This is a genomic window from Pseudomonas sp. ATCC PTA-122608, assembly GCF_001952855.1.
Lineage (GTDB): Bacteria > Pseudomonadota > Gammaproteobacteria > Pseudomonadales > Pseudomonadaceae > Aquipseudomonas.
Map to the genome: position 1 here is coordinate 185910 of NZ_LPNO01000013.1, position 17524 is coordinate 203433.

A 17524-nucleotide genomic window follows, 5' to 3' on the forward strand; every position below is an offset into this window, starting at 1 on the left:
GTATGTCAGTCGAATCAGAAGTGTCCCTGGATGGGAAGAAAGCGACGATCACCGTTAAGGGGCGATTCGATTTCGGTAGTCACCAGGCTTTTCGTGATGCCTACGAAAAGTTCTACAAGGTGCCCGAGATCTACGTGGTGGACTTGAAGGAAACCACCTACATGGACAGCTCTGCCCTGGGCATGCTCCTGCTGCTGCGGGACCATGCCGGCGGTGACAATGCCGAAGTGCAGGTGGTCAACAGCAACTCCGACGTGCGCAAGATCCTCGCCATCTCCAACTTCGACAAACTGTTCGATCTCACTTGAGCGTCCTGGCCCCGGTCCTTGAGGCGCTGACGGTATTGATCGCCGAAGACAGCGCCGCCGATTTGCTATTGCTGTCGAGCATCGTGCGTCGTCAGGGCCACCAGGTACTGACCGCCAGCAACGGTGAGGAAGCTGTGGAAGTGTTCATCCGCGAGCGGCCGCAATTGGTGTTGATGGACGCACTGATGCCGGTAATGGACGGCTTCGAAGCGGCCCGGCAGATCAAGCAACTGGCGGGGGAGGCGCTGGTGCCGATCATCTTCCTGACTTCCCTGCGCGAGAGCGAAGCCCTGGCCCGGTGCCTGGATGCCGGCGGCGACGACTTCCTGGCCAAACCCTATAACCAGGTGATCCTCGCGGCGAAGATTAACGCCATGGACCGCCTACGTCGCTTGCAGGCCACGGTGTTGCAGCAGCGCGACCTGATCGCCCGGCACCACGACTATCTGCTGCAGGAGCAGCGGGTCGCCAAGGCGGTGTTCGACAAGGTCGCGCATTCCGGCTGCATCAATGCCGCGCCGAATATTCGCTACGTGCAATCGCCCTACGCGCTGTTCAACGGTGACCTGTTGCTGGCTGCCTACACGCCATCGGGCGATATGCATGTGCTGCTGGGTGACTTTACCGGTCATGGTTTGCCGGCGGCGGTCGGCGCGATGCCGCTGGCGGAAGTGTTCTACGGCATGACTGCCAAGGGTTACGGCCTGGCGCAGACCCTGCGGGAGATGAACGCCAAGCTCAAGCGCATCCTGCCGGTGGACATGTTTTGCTGCGCCACCTTGCTATGCCTCAGCGCCCAGCGCCGAGTGGTGGAAGTGTGGAACGGCGGCATGCCCGAGGGTTATGTGCATGACCTCGCCACCGGCAAACGCACGCCGCTGGTGTCGCGGCATTTGCCGTTGGGCGTATTGGCGGCCGAGGCGTTTGATGACCGCACTGAAGTCTGGCCGATGGCGCTGGGCGACCGGGTGTTTCTGCTGTCGGATGGCGTGCTGGATACCGCTGATGTCCATGAGCAACTGTTTGGCGCCGAGCGTTTGCAGCAAGTGTTTGCGGCCAACCGTGAGCCGGACCGGTTGTTCGAGGAGATTGAGCAAGCCCTGGCGGCTTTTCGTGGCGAAGTGCGTGATGACGTCAGCATGGTGGAGATCAGCCTGCAGGCGGGTGAGCCATTGCGTTCGCCGTCGGTGGTGTATTCCGACAGTGGCCAGTCGTCGCCGCTGGATTGGTCGGTGAGCTTTGAGTTTCGTGCCGAGACGCTCAAGTCCTACAACCCGTTGCCGTATTTGTTGCAGCTGCTGTTGGAGATCCATGGGCTGCGGGAGCAGAGCGGGGCGTTGTATAGCGTGATGGCTGAGTTGTATTCCAATGCCCTGGAGCATGGGGTGCTGGGGCTGGATTCGCGGCTCAAGCGTGATGCTCAGGGGTTTGCGGCGTATTACCGTGAGCGTAATGAGCGGCTGGCGCGGTTGGACAGTGGGTTTGTGCGGGTGCACCTGGATGTAGTGCCGACCGGGGAGGGTGGTTGTCTGACCTTGCGGATCGAGGACAGCGGGCCGGGGTTTGATGTGGAGGCGGTGCTGGCCAGGCCGCTGGATGTTGACCGTCTGTCTGGTCGGGGGTTGAGCCTGGTGCGGCAGTTGAGCAGCCAGGTAGGCTGGTCTGACGGCGGGCGGTGTGTGTGCGTGGAGTTTTCATGGAAGGCTCTGGCATAATCCGCCGATTCTTGATCAAGGAGCGAACAAGTGGCAGAGATTCATCTGGACCCCGATGTGCTGACTGGCTTGCAGGAGGTCATGGAGGGTGAGTATCCGAAGTTGCTCGACACGTTTCTCGATGACTCGCAGAAGCGGGTAGAGGCGTTGCGCAGGGCTCGTGATGATGCCAAGGCGTTGGGGCGGATTGCGCATAGCTTTAAGGGGAGCAGCGGTAACCTTGGGGCGGTGCGGTTGGCTGAGCTTTGTCAGTTGCTCGAGGATACGTCGGCCAAGCCTGTGCATGCGGACCTTGGGGGGTTGGTGGACGAGATTGACCAGGAGTTTTCGCTGGTGCGGCCGTTGTATGAGCATGAGCGGGGGCGGTTTCAGCTTTGACGCTTTTGGTGTGTATATCCGTTATTTGGGTAACGGCGGCTTATGGTTCCGCTCTTACAGCGGGTCACTTTTGAAAAGCGTGTAGGAGCGAGCTTGCTCGCGAAAAACCTGAGAGCGCCGCGTTCATTCAGGATGCCCGCGTCATCGTTAACGACCTTCGCGAGCAAGCCCGCTCCCACATTTGGACCGTGCCCGCTTTAGCTTCTGATTTTGCTGTTGCTGTTGCTTCACCACACTCAAGCCGGCCTGTAGGCCGCTGTGCTCTTGATCTGCTGTTGATCTTGATCTTAGGCGCCCCGTTAAACCACGCTGGCCGAACGCAGGCTTTGGAGCGTGGGTAACCCGGCAGGACGCCGGGTTAGCCGCGCTGGGCCAAGGATGGCCCATCGCGGCGGCCCACGCTCCAAAGCCGGAGTGAGGGCACACCGAGCCTAGGCGAGGTGCCGAGTGGTGGGGCAAGAGCCTTTTGGTTACTTTTGGGCTCCTTTCAAAAGTGACCCGCTGTAAGAGCGGAACCCATACAAGCCATCACCCAAATAACGGATATACACCCCCAAACCAAAACCTGGCCCAACTCTTGCTCTACCTCCTGTAACCGCACCCTCGACCCCTGTGCGGCGGAGACTCTTATCTATGGCAATCACCCCGAATTCGCTCCTGCAGGCGGCCCCCGCGGCCAAGCCTCAAGCGCCCGCTGCCAATCCACCGGCAGTGGCTGCGGACCCGCGGGACAAGGCCCCGGGCTTCGCTCAGGTGTTCGCCAAGCAAGCCCCCGCGCCCTCGGCAAAACCCACCGACACCACCACCAAATCGACCCGCGAAAAACCTGCGGACGCCAGCACCAAGCCCGCCGCCAACAACGACAAGCCTGCCGCCGGCACTCCATCAGTTGCCGATAACGGCAAGACTTTGCCTGCCACCCCGCCGGCCAAGCCCGACACCCCGGACACCACCGCCAAGACCGACGACCCGGCCCCGGCAGACGACCCAACCCTGGCCCAGCAACCCCCGGTCGACCCAGCCGTCGACCCGGCGCTGATGGCCGCGGTAGTGCCTGTCCCGGTACCCGCAACGCCAGCACCCGTCGAAACACCGGCACCGGTCGCGGCGAAAGATGACAAGTCCCAGCCAGTAGTAGCGCCACCCGTGGCCGCTACCGACGACGCCAAGCCGGCCTTCGACCCAGAAGCCGACCCGCTGGACGCAATGCCCGCCGTACGCCTGGCCATGGAGCAGGGCGGTCACGTGTCCGCCAGCAGCCAAACCCCAGCCAAAGGCACGCCGGCCCCGACCCAGGACCAGCCAACGGCCGCGCAAAACTTCGCCACTGGCCTGGCCAGCATGGTCGACCAGCAAGCGACCAAGGACAGCACCGACCAGGGCGGCGACAAAGCCTTCACCGGCCTGATCGATGGCGGCCTCAAAGACCTGAAAGACGCCCGCAGCGACACCCGTGTCGACGATTTCGCCAACCGCCTCGCCGCGCTGACTCAGGCCGCCACCCCGAAAACCGCAAATGCCCTGCCACCGGTGGCCAACGCACCACTGGCCATGCACCAGAGCGGCTGGACCGACGAGGTGGTAAACCGGGTCATGTACCTGTCCAGCGCCAACCTCAAGTCGGCAGAGATCCAGCTGCAACCCGCTGAACTGGGTCGCCTGGATATCAGTGTGAAAATGTCTGCCGACCAGCAGGCGCAGGTCACCTTCATGAGTGGTCACGCGGTGGTTCGTGAAGCACTGGAAAGCCAGTCAGGCCGCCTGCGGGAGATGTTTGCCCAGCAGGGCATGGGCCAGGTCGACGTCAACGTGTCCGACCAGTCCCGTGGCTGGCAGGGTCAGCAGGGCCAGGACCAACAACAGCAGAACCAGGCACGCGGCGTCAGTGGCAGTGGCGGGCGGGGTGATGGGGTTGATGGCGGCGGTATTGGTGAGGTGGCTGAAGTTGCCGCGCCGGTGGTGCAGTCCATCATTGGCTCCAGCGCCGTGGACTATTACGCCTGATCCAAGGCCTGGCGATGATCGAAATGTGGGAGCGGGCTTGCTCGCGAATACGGAGTGTCAGTCACCGTTACAGGTGCTGACCCACCGCTTTCGCGAGCAAGCCCGCTCCCACATTGGTTTTGCAGTGTCGGCGAAACCGTGATCAAACAGACAACTCTGGCATAACACTTGCTCTTGCCTTTCCCCAGAACTATGAACCCCTGAATAGTGACGGATTATTGGCATGGCGAAGAGCGACGACGTAGCAACACCACCCGCAGGCAAGGGCAAGCTCAAGCTTATCCTGCTGATTGTCCTGGCCTTGTTCCTGGCGATCGGCCTGTCCGTGGGGGCTACCTGGTACTTCATGCACAGTGCCCAGAGCAAACCGGCCGCGACGGCCGAGGTCAACCCTAACGTCAAGCAACCGGCAATCTTCGAGCCGATGCTTCCGGCGTTTGTCGCCAACTTCAATCAGAACGGCCGTCAACGCTACCTGCAGGTGAGCATTACCCTGCTGGCGCGGAACCAGGCAGACCTGGATGCCCTCAAGGTGCACATGCCAGTGATCCGCAACAACCTGGTGATGCTGTTCTCCGCACAAGGCTTCGAGACCCTCGCCACTCCGGTGGGCCAGGAAATGCTGCGCCAGAAGGTCACTGCCAGCGTGCAGGAAGTGGCCCAGAAGGAAGTCGGCAAACCGGTGATCGAGCAGGTGCTCTTCACTAATTTCGTATTGCAGTAGGATCACGACATGGCCGTGCAGGACCTGCTGTCCCAGGATGAAATCGATGCGCTGCTCCACGGCGTCGACGATGGTCTGGTACAGACCGAAATGGCTGCCGAGCCCGGCAGCGTCAAAAGCTACGACCTGACCAGCCAGGATCGCATCGTCCGTGGACGTATGCCGACGCTGGAGATGATCAACGAGCGTTTCGCCCGTTACACCCGCATCAGCATGTTCAACATGCTGCGCCGCTCGGCGGACGTGGCGGTGGGCGGTGTGCAGGTGATGAAGTTCGGTGAATACGTGCACTCGCTGTACGTGCCCACCAGCCTCAACCTGGTCAAGATCAAACCGCTGCGCGGCACCGCGTTGTTCATCCTCGACGCCAAGCTGGTGTTCAAGCTGGTGGATAACTTCTTCGGCGGTGACGGCCGTCACGCCAAGATCGAAGGCCGTGAATTCACCCCGACTGAATTGCGCGTGGTGCGCATGGTGCTGGAGCAGGCCTTCATCGACTTGAAGGAAGCCTGGCAGGCGATCATGGAAGTCAATTTCGAGTACATCAACTCGGAAGTGAACCCGGCCATGGCCAACATCGTCGGCCCCAGCGAAGCCATTGTGGTCTCCACCTTCCACATCGAACTCGATGGCGGTGGCGGCGACCTGCACGTGACCATGCCGTACTCGATGATCGAGCCGGTGCGCGAAATGCTCGATGCGGGCTTCCAGTCCGACCTCGACGACCAGGACGAACGCTGGGTCAAGGCCCTGCGCGAAGACCTGCTGGACGTCGACGTGCCCCTGAGCGCCACCGTGGCCCGTCGTCAGTTGCGTTTGCGGGATATTTTGCACATGCAGCCGGGGGATGTGATTCCCGTCGAACTGCCGGAAGAACTGATCATGCGCGCCAACGGCGTGCCGTCGTTCAAGGTCAAGCTCGGTTCTCACAAAGGCAACCTCGCGTTGCAAGTGATTGAGCCGATCAACCGTCGCTGATCCACACTAATTTCTGCTCCGCCGAGGACATGTAATGGCTACTGAACACGAAAACACTTCCGCCGAAGACCAGGCCCTGGCTGACGAGTGGGCGGCTGCGCTGGAAGAAACCGGCGATGTCGGCCAGGACGATATCGACGCGCTGCTGGCGGCCGATGCGGCCACCACACCGGTGGGCAACCGCCTTCCCATGGAAGAGTTCGGCAGCGTGCCGAAGAACAACGAGCCGGTGACCCTGGACGGTCCGAACCTGGACGTGATCCTCGACATCCCGGTGTCGATCTCCATGGAAGTCGGCAGCACAGAAATCAACATCCGCAACCTGCTGCAACTCAACCAGGGTTCGGTGATCGAGCTGGACCGCCTGGCCGGCGAGCCGCTGGACGTGCTGGTCAACGGCACGCTGATCGCCCATGGCGAAGTGGTGGTGGTCAACGAGAAGTTCGGCATCCGCCTGACCGACGTGATCAGCCCGAGCGAACGCATCAAGAAGTTGCGTTGATATGAAGCGCTCATTGGTAGGACTGTTATCGACGCTGCCCTTGAGCGTAATGGCAGCAGAACCGGTCGCCCAGGCAGCCGCACCGGCGCTCGGCAGTGGCGTTGGCGGGCAACTGACCCAGCTGGTGCTGGGCTTGTTGTTGGTGGTGGGGCTGATCTTCGTGCTCGCCTGGGTGTTGCGCCGCGTACAGCGCATCGGCCCGGGCAATGCTCAGGTGATTGAGCTGGTGGGTTCGCGCGCCCTTGGCCCGCGGGACCGGCTGGTGCTGGTGCAAGTCGGCGAAGAGCAGATCCTGCTGGGCATCACCCCCGGCCGCATCACACCGTTGCACGTGCTCAAGCAGCCTGTGGAAGTGGCCCAGACCCAAGCGGCCACGCCGGAATTCGCCCAGCGCCTCATGGAGTTGCTGGGCAAGGATCAGAAGGATAAGAAGTAATGCGCGTTTTATTGACGCTCATGCTGTTGCTGGCCGCGCCGCTGGCGTACGCGGCAGACCCGTTGTCGATCCCGGCGATTACTCTGGGCACCAACGCGGCGGGCGCGCAGGAGTATTCGGTCAGCCTGCAGATCCTGCTGATCATGACCGCGCTGAGCTTCATCCCGGCGTTCGTGATGCTGATGACCAGTTTCACTCGCATCATCATTGTGTTCTCGATCCTGCGTCAGGCCCTCGGCCTGCAACAGACGCCGTCGAACCAGATCCTGACCGGCATGGCGTTGTTCCTGACGCTGTTCATCATGGCGCCGGTGTTCGACAAGGTGAACCAGCAAGCCTTGCAACCGTACCTGGCGGAGAAAATGACCGCCCAGGATGCGATCGACAAGGCCCAGGGCCCTATCAAGGACTTCATGCTGTCGCAGACCCGTTCCAGCGACCTTGAGTTGTTCGTGCGGCTGTCCAAGCGTACCGACATCGCCAGCCCCGACATGGCGCCGCTGACCATTCTGGTGCCGGCGTTCGTGACCTCGGAGCTGAAGACTGCGTTCCAGATCGGCTTCATGATCTTCATTCCGTTCCTGATCATCGACCTCGTCGTGGCGAGTGTGCTGATGGCCATGGGTATGATGATGCTGTCGCCGCTGATCATTTCGTTGCCGTTCAAGATCATGCTGTTTGTGTTGGTGGACGGGTGGGCGCTGATTATCGGCACCCTGGCCGGCAGTTTCGGTGGGGTGTAGACGATGACGCCAGAAGTAGCGGTCGACCTGTTTCGTGAAGCCCTGTGGCTGACCACCATGATGGTCGCCGTGCTGGTGGTGCCGAGCCTGTTGGTGGGCCTGCTGGTGGCGATGTTCCAGGCCGCGACCCAGATCAACGAACAGACCCTGAGCTTCCTGCCGCGCCTGCTGGTGATGCTGATCACCTTGATCGTTGCCGGCCCGTGGCTGGTGCAAACCTTCATGGAATACATCCTGCAGCTGTACGGCAGTATTCCGCAGTTGATCGGCTGACCCCGTGAATTCGATGCTGGCGTTGACCGACACCCAGATCAGCACCTGGGTGGCCTCGTTCATCCTGCCGTTGTTCCGGGTCACGGCGGTGCTGATGACCATGCCGGTGTTCGGTACCACCCTGGTGCCGCGGCGCATTCGCCTGTATTTCGCGGTGGCAATTACTGTGGTGATTGTGCCGGCGTTGCCGCCGATGCCGCCGGTGAATGCCCTGGACCTCAGCGCGCTGATGCTGATCGCCGAGCAAATCATCATCGGCGCCTTGATGGGCTTCTCGTTGACGCTGTTCTTCCAGGCCTTCGTGATTGCCGGGCAAATCATCTCGATCCAGATGGGCATGGGCTTCGCGTCCATGGTCGACCCCACCAACGGCGTGTCGGTGGCGGTGATCGGGCAGTTCCTGACGATGCTGGTGACCTTGCTGTTCCTGGCCATGAACGGCCACTTGGTGGTGTTCGAGGTCATGACCGAAAGCTTTACCACCTTGCCGGTGGGCAGCGGGCTGGTGGTCAATCACTTCTGGGAGCTGGTGGGGCGCCTGAGCTGGGTGCTCGGCGCCTCGTTGCTGCTGGTATTGCCGGCGATCACCGCGCTGCTGGTGGTCAACATCGCTTTTGGCGTGATGACCCGGGCGGCGCCGCAGTTGAACATCTTCTCTATCGGTTTCCCGTTGACTCTAGTGCTGGGCATGGGGATTTTCTGGGTCGGCATGGCTGACATTCTCAATCAGTATCAACCGCTGGCGACTGACGCCTTGCAGTTCTTACGTGACTTGGCGCGGGCGCGGTAAGCCATGGCCGAGAGCGAGAGTGGCCAGGACAAAACAGAAGACCCCACGGAGAAACGTAAAAAGGACTCCCGGGAAAAGGGCGAGATTGCCCGTTCCAAAGAGCTCAACACCCTGGCGATCATGCTCGCCGGCTCCGGTGGCCTGCTGATCTACGGCGGTGGTTTGGCCCTGGACCTGATGGAGTTGATGCGCCTGAACTTCTCCCTGCCCCGTGACGTGCTGCTCAGCCCGGGCGCCATGGGCCTGTACCTGCTGCACTCCGGCAAGATCGCGATCCTGGCGGTGCAACCGATCCTGATCACCTTGCTGCTGGCCGCACTGATCGGGCCGATTTCCCTCGGTGGCTGGTTGTTTGCCGCCGGCAGCATGGCGCCCAAATTCAGCCGGATGAACCCGGGGCCCGGGCTCAAGCGGATGTTTTCCACCAAGGCCCTGGTGGAACTGCTCAAGGCGTTGGCCAAGTTCATCCTGATCCTGTTTGTGGCGTTGACGGTGTTGTCGTCCGACATCGACGACCTGCTGCGCATCGCCCACGAGCCGATCGAACTGGCGATCATCCATAGCGTGCAAGTGGTGGGCTGGAGTTCGCTGTGGATGGCCTGCGGGTTGATCATCATTGCTGCGGTGGACGCGCCGATCCAGCTGTGGGAAAGCCACAAGAAACTGCTGATGACCAAGCAGGAAGTGCGCGACGAGCACAAGGACCAGGAAGGTCGGCCCGAGGTCAAGCAGCGGATTCGCCAGCTGCAGCGCGAGATGTCCCAGCGCAAGATGATGGCTGCCGTTCCCGACGCCGACGTGGTTATCACCAACCCGACTCACTATGCCGTGGCGCTTAAGTACGACCCGGAGAAGGGTGGGGCGCCGATGTTGCTGGCCAAGGGCAGTGATTTCACGGCATTGAAAATCCGTGAGATTGCCGTGGCCAACGACATCCTGCTGCTGGAATCGCCGGAGTTGGCGCGGTCGATTTTCTACTCCACCGACCTGGACCAGGAGATTCCGGCCGGGTTATACCTGGCGGTGGCTCAGGTGTTGGCGTACGTGTACCAGATCCGCCAGTACCGCGCGGGCAAGGGCAAGCGGCCGGATCCGCTCAAAGACCTGCCGATTCCCCCGGATTTGCGTCGGGATTCCTGAGTTTTGTAGCGCCTGTGCCGGCCTCTTCGCGAGCAAGCCCGCTCCCACATTCGACCGCGTTCCTACCGGGTGTACACGGTCAAATGTGGGAGCGGGCTTGCTCGCGAAGGCGTCCGCCCAAACAACAAAAATCCCCCTGAGCGTTCCCGCAATTGCATCTGGCAAACGTTTAAATCGCAGGCGAGGGCGCTATGTCATCCAGCACCCGATCGGCCAACAGTCGCGCTACCTCAATCAACTGCGCAATCCCCAGCGCGCCTTCCCGTCGCGATCCTTCCAGCTCAAAGGCAAAGTCGCAGGTCAGGGCATGGGCCGAAGCCAGTGTTTCGGTGAGGTTGACCAGCAAGTCTTCGGCGCTGATGCCGTCGATGACGGTGAATAGTACGACGGGGGAGTTGTTGGTTTCGGAACCGAGTGGAGGATTTGGTGTGGGTTTAATCATTGTGAAGCTCCTGAATTAAATGGAGCTGCCACTTATCGCCGCGACGCGATTGGGTGGTAGCTGTACGCAGGTTCGCGGACCGGGATCAGGAAACCGGCATACCCGAAGGTATCCCGCGCACAGCCACCATGGCGCCGCACAGTAGACGATAAAAAGGCGTCAACTGAAAGCGGACAATGGCGCTTTGCGCCTGAATTCACTCGGGCCGCGACGCCCGCCCGCTGCGTTTGCAGCGGTGCCCGAAGACTAGAGATCGACTTTCCCACCAGCAACCCTAAATACCTGTCGGACGTTTCGCCATCTCCCGCGAACGGGCTTGTGTGGCGAGGGAGCTTGCTCCCGCTGGGGTGCGAAGCGCCCCCAAATAAAGTTATCGCGGTTATTCAGGCAAAACGCGTAAGCCGTTCTGGGGCTGCTGTGCAGCCCAACGGGAGCAAGCTCCCTCGCCTCAGGTGATGTGTGTACGGCGGTAGCTCTTTGCTGCCCGCGAGGCCGATCTGCTCCCTCAAGCAAAAGTTGGAAGGCTTCTTGCAATACCGCCTCCAGGACGCCTCCCGGCGTCAAAAGTTTGCTTCAAGGAAACGAGGAATACCGGTGGATCGTTCTCAAATGCTCAACACGGCACGTGGCACCCTGACTGACCTCTCGCGAGGCAATCTGGGTGTGCCGTTGTTGTTGCTGGTGATGCTGGCAATGATGATGTTGCCAATGCCGCCGTTCCTGCTGGACGTGTTCTTCACTTTCAACATCGCGCTGTCTGTGGTCGTGCTGCTGGTGTGTGTGTACGCCCTGCGACCGCTGGATTTCGCGGTATTCCCGACGATTCTGCTGATCGCCACGCTGCTGCGGCTGGCGCTTAACGTGGCCTCTACCCGGGTGGTGATGCTCCACGGCCAGGACGGCCACGCCGCCGCAGGCAAGGTGATCCAGGCCTTCGGTGAGGTGGTGATCGGCGGTAACTACGTGGTCGGTATCGTGGTTTTTGCGATCTTGATGATCATCAACTTCGTGGTAGTGACCAAGGGCGCCGGGCGGATTTCCGAGGTGAGCGCGCGTTTCACCCTCGACGCGATGCCCGGCAAACAGATGGCCATCGACGCCGACCTCAACGCCGGCCTGATCGACCAGAACCAGGCCAAATCCCGCCGTCTTGAAGTCGCCCAGGAAGCCGAGTTCTACGGTTCCATGGACGGTGCCAGCAAATTCGTGCGCGGTGACGCCATCGCCGGCCTGCTGATTCTGTTTATCAACCTGATCGGCGGCATGGCAGTCGGCATCTTCCAGCACGGCATGACCTTCGGCGACGCCGGCAAGGTTTACGCCCTGCTGACCATCGGTGACGGTTTAGTGGCGCAATTGCCATCACTGTTGTTATCTACAGCAGCGGCGATCATGGTGACCCGTGCTTCGGGCTCCGAAGACATGGGCAAGCAGATCAGCCGGCAGATGTTTGCTTCGCCCAAGGCATTGGCCGTGGCGGCGGGCATCATGGCGATCATGGGCATCGTCCCGGGTATGCCGCATTTCTCCTTCTTGAGCATGGCGGCGCTGGCGGCAGGCGGTGCGTATCTGTTCTGGAAAAAGCAAAACAACATCAAAGTGATTGCCCAGCAGGAAGTCGCACGCCAGCAGGAACTGCTGCCGTCCCCGGCCCGGGCCCAGGAAACCAAGGAGTTGGGCTGGGACGACGTGACCCCGATCGACATGATCGGCCTGGAAGTCGGCTACCGCCTGATTCCCCTGGTGGATCGCAACCAGGGCGGCCAATTGCTGGCGCGGATCAAGGGCGTGCGCAAGAAGCTGTCCCAGGACCTGGGCTTCCTGATGCCCACCGTGCACATCCGCGACAACCTCGACCTGGCCCCCAGCGCCTACCGCCTGACCCTGATGGGGGTGATCCTGGCCGAAGCCGAGATCTACCCGGACCGCGAGTTGGCGATCAACCCGGGCCAGGTGTTCGGTACGCTCAACGGCATTACCGCCAAAGATCCGGCTTTTGGCCTGGAAGCGGTCTGGATCGAAATCAGCCAGCGCAGCCAGGCGCAGTCGCTCGGCTACACCGTGGTCGACGCCAGCACTGTGGTCGCGACTCACCTCAACCAGATTCTGTACAAGCACTCCCACGAGCTGATTGGCCACGAAGAAGTCCAGCAGCTCTTGCAATTGCTGGCCAAAGCCTCGCCAAAGCTCGCCGAAGAACTGGTGCCGGGCGTGCTGTCTACCTCGCAACTGCTCAAGGTGCTGCAGGCGCTGTTGGCCGAACAGGTGCCGGTGCGGGACATTCGCAGCATTGCCGAAGCTATCGCCAACAATGCCGCCAAGAGTCAAGATACTGCCGCCCTGGTGGCCGCAGTGCGCGTCGGATTGTCGCGTGCAATCGTCCAAAGCATTGTAGGGCTTGACTCCGAGCTGCCTGTGATCACCTTGGAACCAAGGTTGGAACAAATATTGCTCAATAGTATTCAGAAGGCTGGGCAGGGCGCTGATGAAGGCGTGTTGCTGGAGCCAAGCATGGCTGAGAAGCTGCAGCGTTCGTTGATTGAGGCCGCGCAGCGCCAGGAAATGGAAGGCCATCCGGTGATCCTGCTGGTGGCTGGCCCCGTCCGGGCGATGTTGTCGCGGTTTGGACGCCTGGCTATACCGAATTTGCACGTATTGGCTTACCAGGAAATTCCTGACAATAAGCAAGTGACTATCGTCGCGACAGTAGGGCCCAACGGCTGAGGTAGTGGGATATGCAAGTGAAGCGTTTTTTCGCCGCCGATATGCGTCAGGCCATGAAACTGGTGCGTGATGAGTTGGGCGCCGACGCTGCGATTATCGGTAACCGCCGTATTGCCGGCGGTGTCGAGCTGACGGCTGCCCTCGATTACAAGCCCTCGGCCCTGGCGCCGCGTGTGCCGAACATGGAACTGGAAGACGAGCTGCGCAAGACCGCTTCGCGCATTGTCTCGGCCCAGGCTGAACTGAGCATGCGTGGCGACAGCGACGCCTCCACCAATCGCCAGCTGTTTGCCGGGTTGCCGCTGACGGCGTCCGAGCCGCTGGTAGAACCGACTTTTGTTGAGCCGCCGCGTCCTGCTGCGCCCGCCCCGGCGGCAGCGGTAGACCAGCGAGTGTTCGACTCGATGCGTTTCGAACTCAACGGCCTGCGTGAACTGCTGGAAGTGCAGCTGGGCTCGCTGGCCTGGAACCAGTTGCAGGGCAGCCAGCCGCAACAGGCCAACCTGTGGCGTCGCCTGCAACGCATCGGCCTGTCCGGCCCGCTGTCCCGCGACCTGCTGCAACTGACCACCCAAATTGAAGAACCTCGCCAGGCCTGGCGCATGCTCCTGGCCCACCTGGCGCGGATGATCGTCACCCCGGAAATCGAACCCCTGGAAGAAGGCGGCGTGATTGCCATGGTCGGCCCTGCCGGCATGGGCAAGACCACCACCCTGGCCAAGCTGGCCGCACGTTACGTGCTCAAGTACGGCGCACAGAACATTGCGCTGGTGAGCATGGACAGCTACCGCATTGGCGCCCAGGAACAGCTCAAGACCCTGGGCCGCATTCTCAATGTGCCGGTGACCCACGTCGACCCGGGCCAGTCCCTGGCCAACGCCCTCGACCCACTGCTGCGCAAGCGCGTGGTGCTGATCGACACCGCCGGCCTGCAAGCCAGCGACCCGGCCCTGCGCATGCAGCTGGAAAGCCTGGCCGGGCGCGGGATCAAATCCAGAAACTATTTGGTACTTGCTACCACCAGCCAGAAGCAGGTATTGACCGCCGCCTATCACAGCTACAAGCGCTGTGGGCTGGCGGGCTGCATCCTGACTAAACTGGATGAAACGGCAAGCCTGGGCGAAGTATTGAGCCTGGCCATCAGTCATGAATTACCGGTTGCTTACCTGACCGACGGGCCGCGGATCCCGGATGATTTGCATCTGCCGCGCCGTCATCAGTTGGTCAGCCGGGCTGTCAGCGTGCAAATGCAGGAAGAACCCAGTGAGGAAGCGATGGCTGACATGTTTGCTGACCTCTACCACAGTCCGAACAAACGTGTCGGCTGAGGCAATATGAACACAGTGCAAAGTATCTACATCGATGGTCTGCCAGCAGTTCGCGCGGCCAAGTCATGTAGCCTGCGTCTAAGCAAGACAAGGTAAAGAAATAAAATGGGCAGCATGCATCCCGTACAGGTGATCGCGGTGACCGGCGGCAAAGGTGGCGTCGGGAAAACTAACGTGTCAGTGAATTTGTCCCTGGCCCTGGCAGAGCTTGGCCGTCGCGTCATGCTGCTGGATGCTGACCTGGGTCTGGCGAACGTTGACGTTCTGCTGGGACTGACGCCCAAACATACCCTGGCCGATGTCATCGAAGGCCGCTGTGAGCTGCGCGACGTACTGTTGCAAGGCCCCGGCGGGATTCGCATCGTGCCGGCCGCGTCCGGCACCCAGAGCATGGTGCACCTGAGCCCGGCGCAGCATGCCGGCCTGATTCAGGCGTTCAGCGACATTGGCGACAACCTCGACGTGCTGGTGATCGACACCGCCGCCGGGATCGGCGAGTCCGTGGTCAGCTTCGTGCGAGCAGCCCAGGAAGTGTTGCTGGTGGTGTGCGACGAACCGACCTCGATCACCGACGCCTACGCGCTGATCAAACTGCTCAACCGCGACTACGGCATGAACCGCTTCCGCGTGCTGGCCAACATGGCCCAAAGCCCGCAGGAAGGGCGGAATCTGTTCGCCAAGTTGACCAAGGTCACAGATCGCTTCCTCGATGTCGCCTTACAATACGTTGGCGCAGTTCCCTACGACGAGTGCGTACGCAAGGCCGTGCAAAAGCAGCGTGCGGTCTATGAAGCGTTCCCTCGTTCGAAGTGCGCATTGGCGTTCAAGGCTATTGCCCAGAAGGTCGATACCTGGCCGTTGCCCGCCAACCCGCGTGGGCATCTGGAGTTTTTCGTCGAGCGATTGGTGCATCAGACGAGCGCAGGACCGGTGCTATGACATCCAGCGGCTACAACCTTTACAAGAAGTCGGCACGTGACAGTCAAGTCGAATTGATCGAGCGCTATGCGCCCCTGGTCAAGCGCATTGCCTATCACTTGCTGGCGCGCCTGCCCGCCAGTGTCCAGGTCGAAGACTTGATCCAGGCCGGGATGATCGGCTTGCTCGAAGTGTCGACCAAATACGATGCGAGCAAGGGCGCAAGTTTCGAGACATACGCGGGTATTCGTATCCGTGGGGCCATGCTCGATGAAGTGCGTAAAGGTGATTGGGCGCCGCGTTCGGTACACCGCAATACGCGCATGGTAAGTGACGCAATTCGCTCAATTGAAGCAAAAACCGGTCGCGACGCTAAAGATCACGAAGTTGCGGCCGAACTCCAATTGAGTCTCGACGATTACTACGGGATTTTGAACGATACCTTGGGCAGCCGCCTGTTCAGTTTCGACGACCTTTTGCAGGACGGCGAACATGAAGGGCTGCACGAGGACGGCGCGAGTGCTCATCTCGAACCGTCACGCGATCTGGAAGATGAACGCTTCCAGACTGCGCTGGCGGACGCGATTGCCAATTTGCCGGAGCGTGAGCGACTGGTGTTGGCGCTGTACTACGACGAAGAGCTGAACCTCAAGGAAATCGGTGAGGTCCTGGGAGTCAGCGAATCGCGAGTCAGCCAGTTACACAGCCAGTGCGCGGCCCGCTTGCGGGGGCGTTTGGGAGAGTGGCGAGCGCGCTGACAGGCAGTGTGGGGACACTGCGAACGATACCGTCCAGGCGCTGCGCCCGGACGGGCTTGGCCCGTGGTGCGCCCCCGGAAGTCCTTTTTGTGTAACGCCTGTTGATTGATATGGCGCGCCCAGGTGCTGGGCGCGTTTAAGACTGCTTGGAGGTCGAATTGGACAAGAACATGAAAATCCTCATCGTTGATGACTTCTCAACGATGCGGCGGATCATAAAAAACCTGTTGCGTGACCTTGGGTTCACTAACACGGTCGAGGCGGATGACGGCATTACGGCGATTCCGATCCTCAACAGCGGGAGCATCGACTTTCTGGTAACGGACTGGAACATGCCGGGCATGACCGGTATCGATCTGCTGCGCCACGTGCGCGCGGATGAAAAACTGCGCAGCCTGCCTGTGCTGATGGTGACCGCTGAAGCCAAGCGTGAACAGATCATCGAAGCCGCCCAAGCCGGGGTTAACGGCTACGTGGTCAAGCCATTCACTGCACTGGCCTTGAAAGAGAAGATCGAAAAGATCTTCGAACGCATCGGTCATTGATGCTGCCACGGGGGAGCTATGGAGCATAAAGAATCATCGCAGGCCGACTTCGAGTCGACCCTGAAAAAACATGCCCACCAACTTGTCGAAAGCCTTGAAAAAGGCCAGTTCGGTGACGCGGTGCAGTTAATCCATGAGCTCAACCAGACCCGTGACCGCGGCCTGTACCAGGAAGTGGGCAAGCTCACGCGTGAGTTGCACAGTGCGATTGTCAATTTTCAGATTGACCCGCACATGCCCCAGGCCGAAGAAATCTCGCAGATCACGGATGCCACCGAACGCCTGTCCTATGTGGTCAGGCTGACTGAGGCGGCGGCCAACCGCACCATGGACCTGGTGGAAAACGCCACGCCTCTGGTCAACGGTATGGCCAGTGAAGCCAAGGCCCTGAGCACTGACTGGGGCCGGTTCATGCGTCGGGAAGTGGGCGCTGAAGAGTTTCGTGAACTGGCGCGTCGGGTCGAGGGCTTTTTGTCCCGCAGCGAGCAGGAAAACCGCACGGTTTCCAGCAACCTGAATGACATTCTGCTGGCCCAGGACTACCAGGACCTCACCGGTCAGGTGATCAAGCGCGTGACCCAACTGGTCACCGAAGTGGAAAGCAACCTGCTCAAACTGGTGTTGATGGCGGGCCAGGTCGACCGGTTTGCCGGCATCGAACATGACCGCGAAGCGATCCTTTCTGAAAAAGATCCACAAAAACACCTCGCCAAGGGTGAAGGTCCGCAGATTCATGCCGATAAACGTGAAGACGTTGTATCCGGGCAAGACGACGTAGACGATTTGCTGTCCAGTTTAGGCTTCTAAGGAGCACACCC

The 17524-nt window shown here is 60.8% G+C and carries 19 protein-coding genes; 18 read left to right on the forward strand and 1 reads right to left on the reverse strand.

Annotated elements, in window-relative coordinates:
* Positions 1-2: 2 nt before the first annotated feature.
* From AU074_RS13590 to flhB, 12 genes are all read left to right on the forward strand, one after another.
* On the forward strand, positions 3-308 hold the full coding sequence (locus AU074_RS13590; RefSeq protein ID WP_076015151.1) for an STAS domain-containing protein: 306 nt from the start codon (positions 3-5) through the stop codon (positions 306-308).
* Complete coding sequence (locus AU074_RS13595; RefSeq protein ID WP_076015152.1) at positions 305-2023, forward strand: fused response regulator/phosphatase; 1719 nt, start codon at positions 305-307, stop codon at positions 2021-2023. Before AU074_RS13590 ends, AU074_RS13595 begins: the two co-directional genes overlap by 4 nt.
* Before the next feature lie 30 nt (positions 2024-2053).
* Complete coding sequence (locus AU074_RS13600) at positions 2054-2401, forward strand: Hpt domain-containing protein (RefSeq protein ID WP_076015153.1); 348 nt, start codon at positions 2054-2056, stop codon at positions 2399-2401.
* 633 nt (positions 2402-3034) lie between these two features.
* Complete coding sequence (locus AU074_RS13610; RefSeq protein ID WP_076015154.1) at positions 3035-4405, forward strand: flagellar hook-length control protein FliK; 1371 nt, start codon at positions 3035-3037, stop codon at positions 4403-4405.
* A gap of 223 nt (positions 4406-4628) precedes the next feature.
* Positions 4629-5129, forward strand: coding sequence for a flagellar basal body-associated protein FliL (gene fliL / locus AU074_RS13615; protein ID WP_076015155.1), 501 nt, complete (start codon positions 4629-4631; stop codon positions 5127-5129).
* A 9-nt stretch (positions 5130-5138) separates the two neighbouring features.
* Positions 5139-6107, forward strand: coding sequence for a flagellar motor switch protein FliM (fliM, locus tag AU074_RS13620; protein ID WP_010166091.1), 969 nt, complete (start codon positions 5139-5141; stop codon positions 6105-6107).
* Between the two features lie 34 nt (positions 6108-6141).
* Entirely contained in the window at positions 6142-6609 is a 468-nt protein-coding gene (gene fliN / locus AU074_RS13625; protein WP_076015156.1) for a flagellar motor switch protein FliN, read from the forward strand.
* A 1-nt stretch (position 6610) separates the two neighbouring features.
* Entirely contained in the window at positions 6611-7045 is a 435-nt protein-coding gene (gene fliO, locus AU074_RS13630) for a flagellar biosynthetic protein FliO (protein WP_076015157.1), read from the forward strand.
* Positions 7045-7788 carry a flagellar type III secretion system pore protein FliP gene (gene fliP, locus AU074_RS13635; protein ID WP_003214554.1) on the forward strand — a complete coding sequence of 248 codons (744 nt, stop codon included), beginning with the start codon at positions 7045-7047 and terminating at the stop codon, positions 7786-7788. The genes fliO and fliP overlap by 1 nt, the downstream gene beginning before the upstream one ends.
* 3 nt (positions 7789-7791) lie before the next feature.
* Entirely contained in the window at positions 7792-8061 is a 270-nt protein-coding gene (gene fliQ / locus AU074_RS13640) for a flagellar biosynthesis protein FliQ (protein WP_003214552.1), read from the forward strand.
* Between the two features lie 13 nt (positions 8062-8074).
* Positions 8075-8851, forward strand: coding sequence for a flagellar biosynthetic protein FliR (gene fliR, locus AU074_RS13645; RefSeq protein ID WP_076015158.1), 777 nt, complete (start codon positions 8075-8077; stop codon positions 8849-8851).
* A 3-nt stretch (positions 8852-8854) separates the two neighbouring features.
* On the forward strand, positions 8855-9991 hold the full coding sequence (gene flhB / locus AU074_RS13650; protein WP_063028108.1) for a flagellar biosynthesis protein FlhB: 1137 nt from the start codon (positions 8855-8857) through the stop codon (positions 9989-9991).
* A 169-nt stretch (positions 9992-10160) separates the two neighbouring features.
* Here the strand turns inward: flhB and AU074_RS13655 are convergent, their stop codons facing one another.
* Positions 10161-10433, reverse strand: a complete 273-nt coding sequence (locus AU074_RS13655) for a DUF6124 family protein (RefSeq protein WP_076015159.1) — start codon at positions 10431-10433, stop codon at positions 10161-10163.
* A gap of 609 nt (positions 10434-11042) precedes the next feature.
* Here AU074_RS13655 and flhA point away from each other — a divergent pair.
* The 6 genes from flhA to AU074_RS13685 all read left to right on the forward strand — a co-directional run bounded on the left by flhA (position 11043) and on the right by AU074_RS13685 (position 17513).
* Entirely contained in the window at positions 11043-13157 is a 2115-nt protein-coding gene (flhA, locus tag AU074_RS13660) for a flagellar biosynthesis protein FlhA (RefSeq protein ID WP_218585839.1), read from the forward strand.
* 11 nt (positions 13158-13168) lie between these two features.
* Positions 13169-14485 (forward strand): flagellar biosynthesis protein FlhF, encoded by a 1317-nt coding sequence (gene flhF / locus AU074_RS13665; protein WP_017477470.1) that lies wholly within the window; start codon positions 13169-13171, stop codon positions 14483-14485.
* A 105-nt stretch (positions 14486-14590) separates the two neighbouring features.
* Positions 14591-15424: a flagellar synthesis regulator FleN gene (gene fleN, locus AU074_RS13670; RefSeq protein WP_003192912.1), complete on the forward strand. Its 834-nt coding sequence runs from the start codon at positions 14591-14593 to the stop codon at positions 15422-15424.
* Positions 15421-16161 (forward strand): RNA polymerase sigma factor FliA, encoded by a 741-nt coding sequence (gene fliA, locus AU074_RS13675; protein WP_076015161.1) that lies wholly within the window; start codon positions 15421-15423, stop codon positions 16159-16161. Before fleN ends, fliA begins: the two co-directional genes overlap by 4 nt.
* 170 nt (positions 16162-16331) lie before the next feature.
* Positions 16332-16706, forward strand: coding sequence for a chemotaxis response regulator CheY (locus tag AU074_RS13680; protein ID WP_005790040.1), 375 nt, complete (start codon positions 16332-16334; stop codon positions 16704-16706).
* Positions 16707-16724: 18 nt separating this feature from the next.
* On the forward strand, positions 16725-17513 hold the full coding sequence (locus tag AU074_RS13685) for a protein phosphatase CheZ (RefSeq protein ID WP_063028114.1): 789 nt from the start codon (positions 16725-16727) through the stop codon (positions 17511-17513).
* Positions 17514-17524 lie beyond the last annotated feature (11 nt).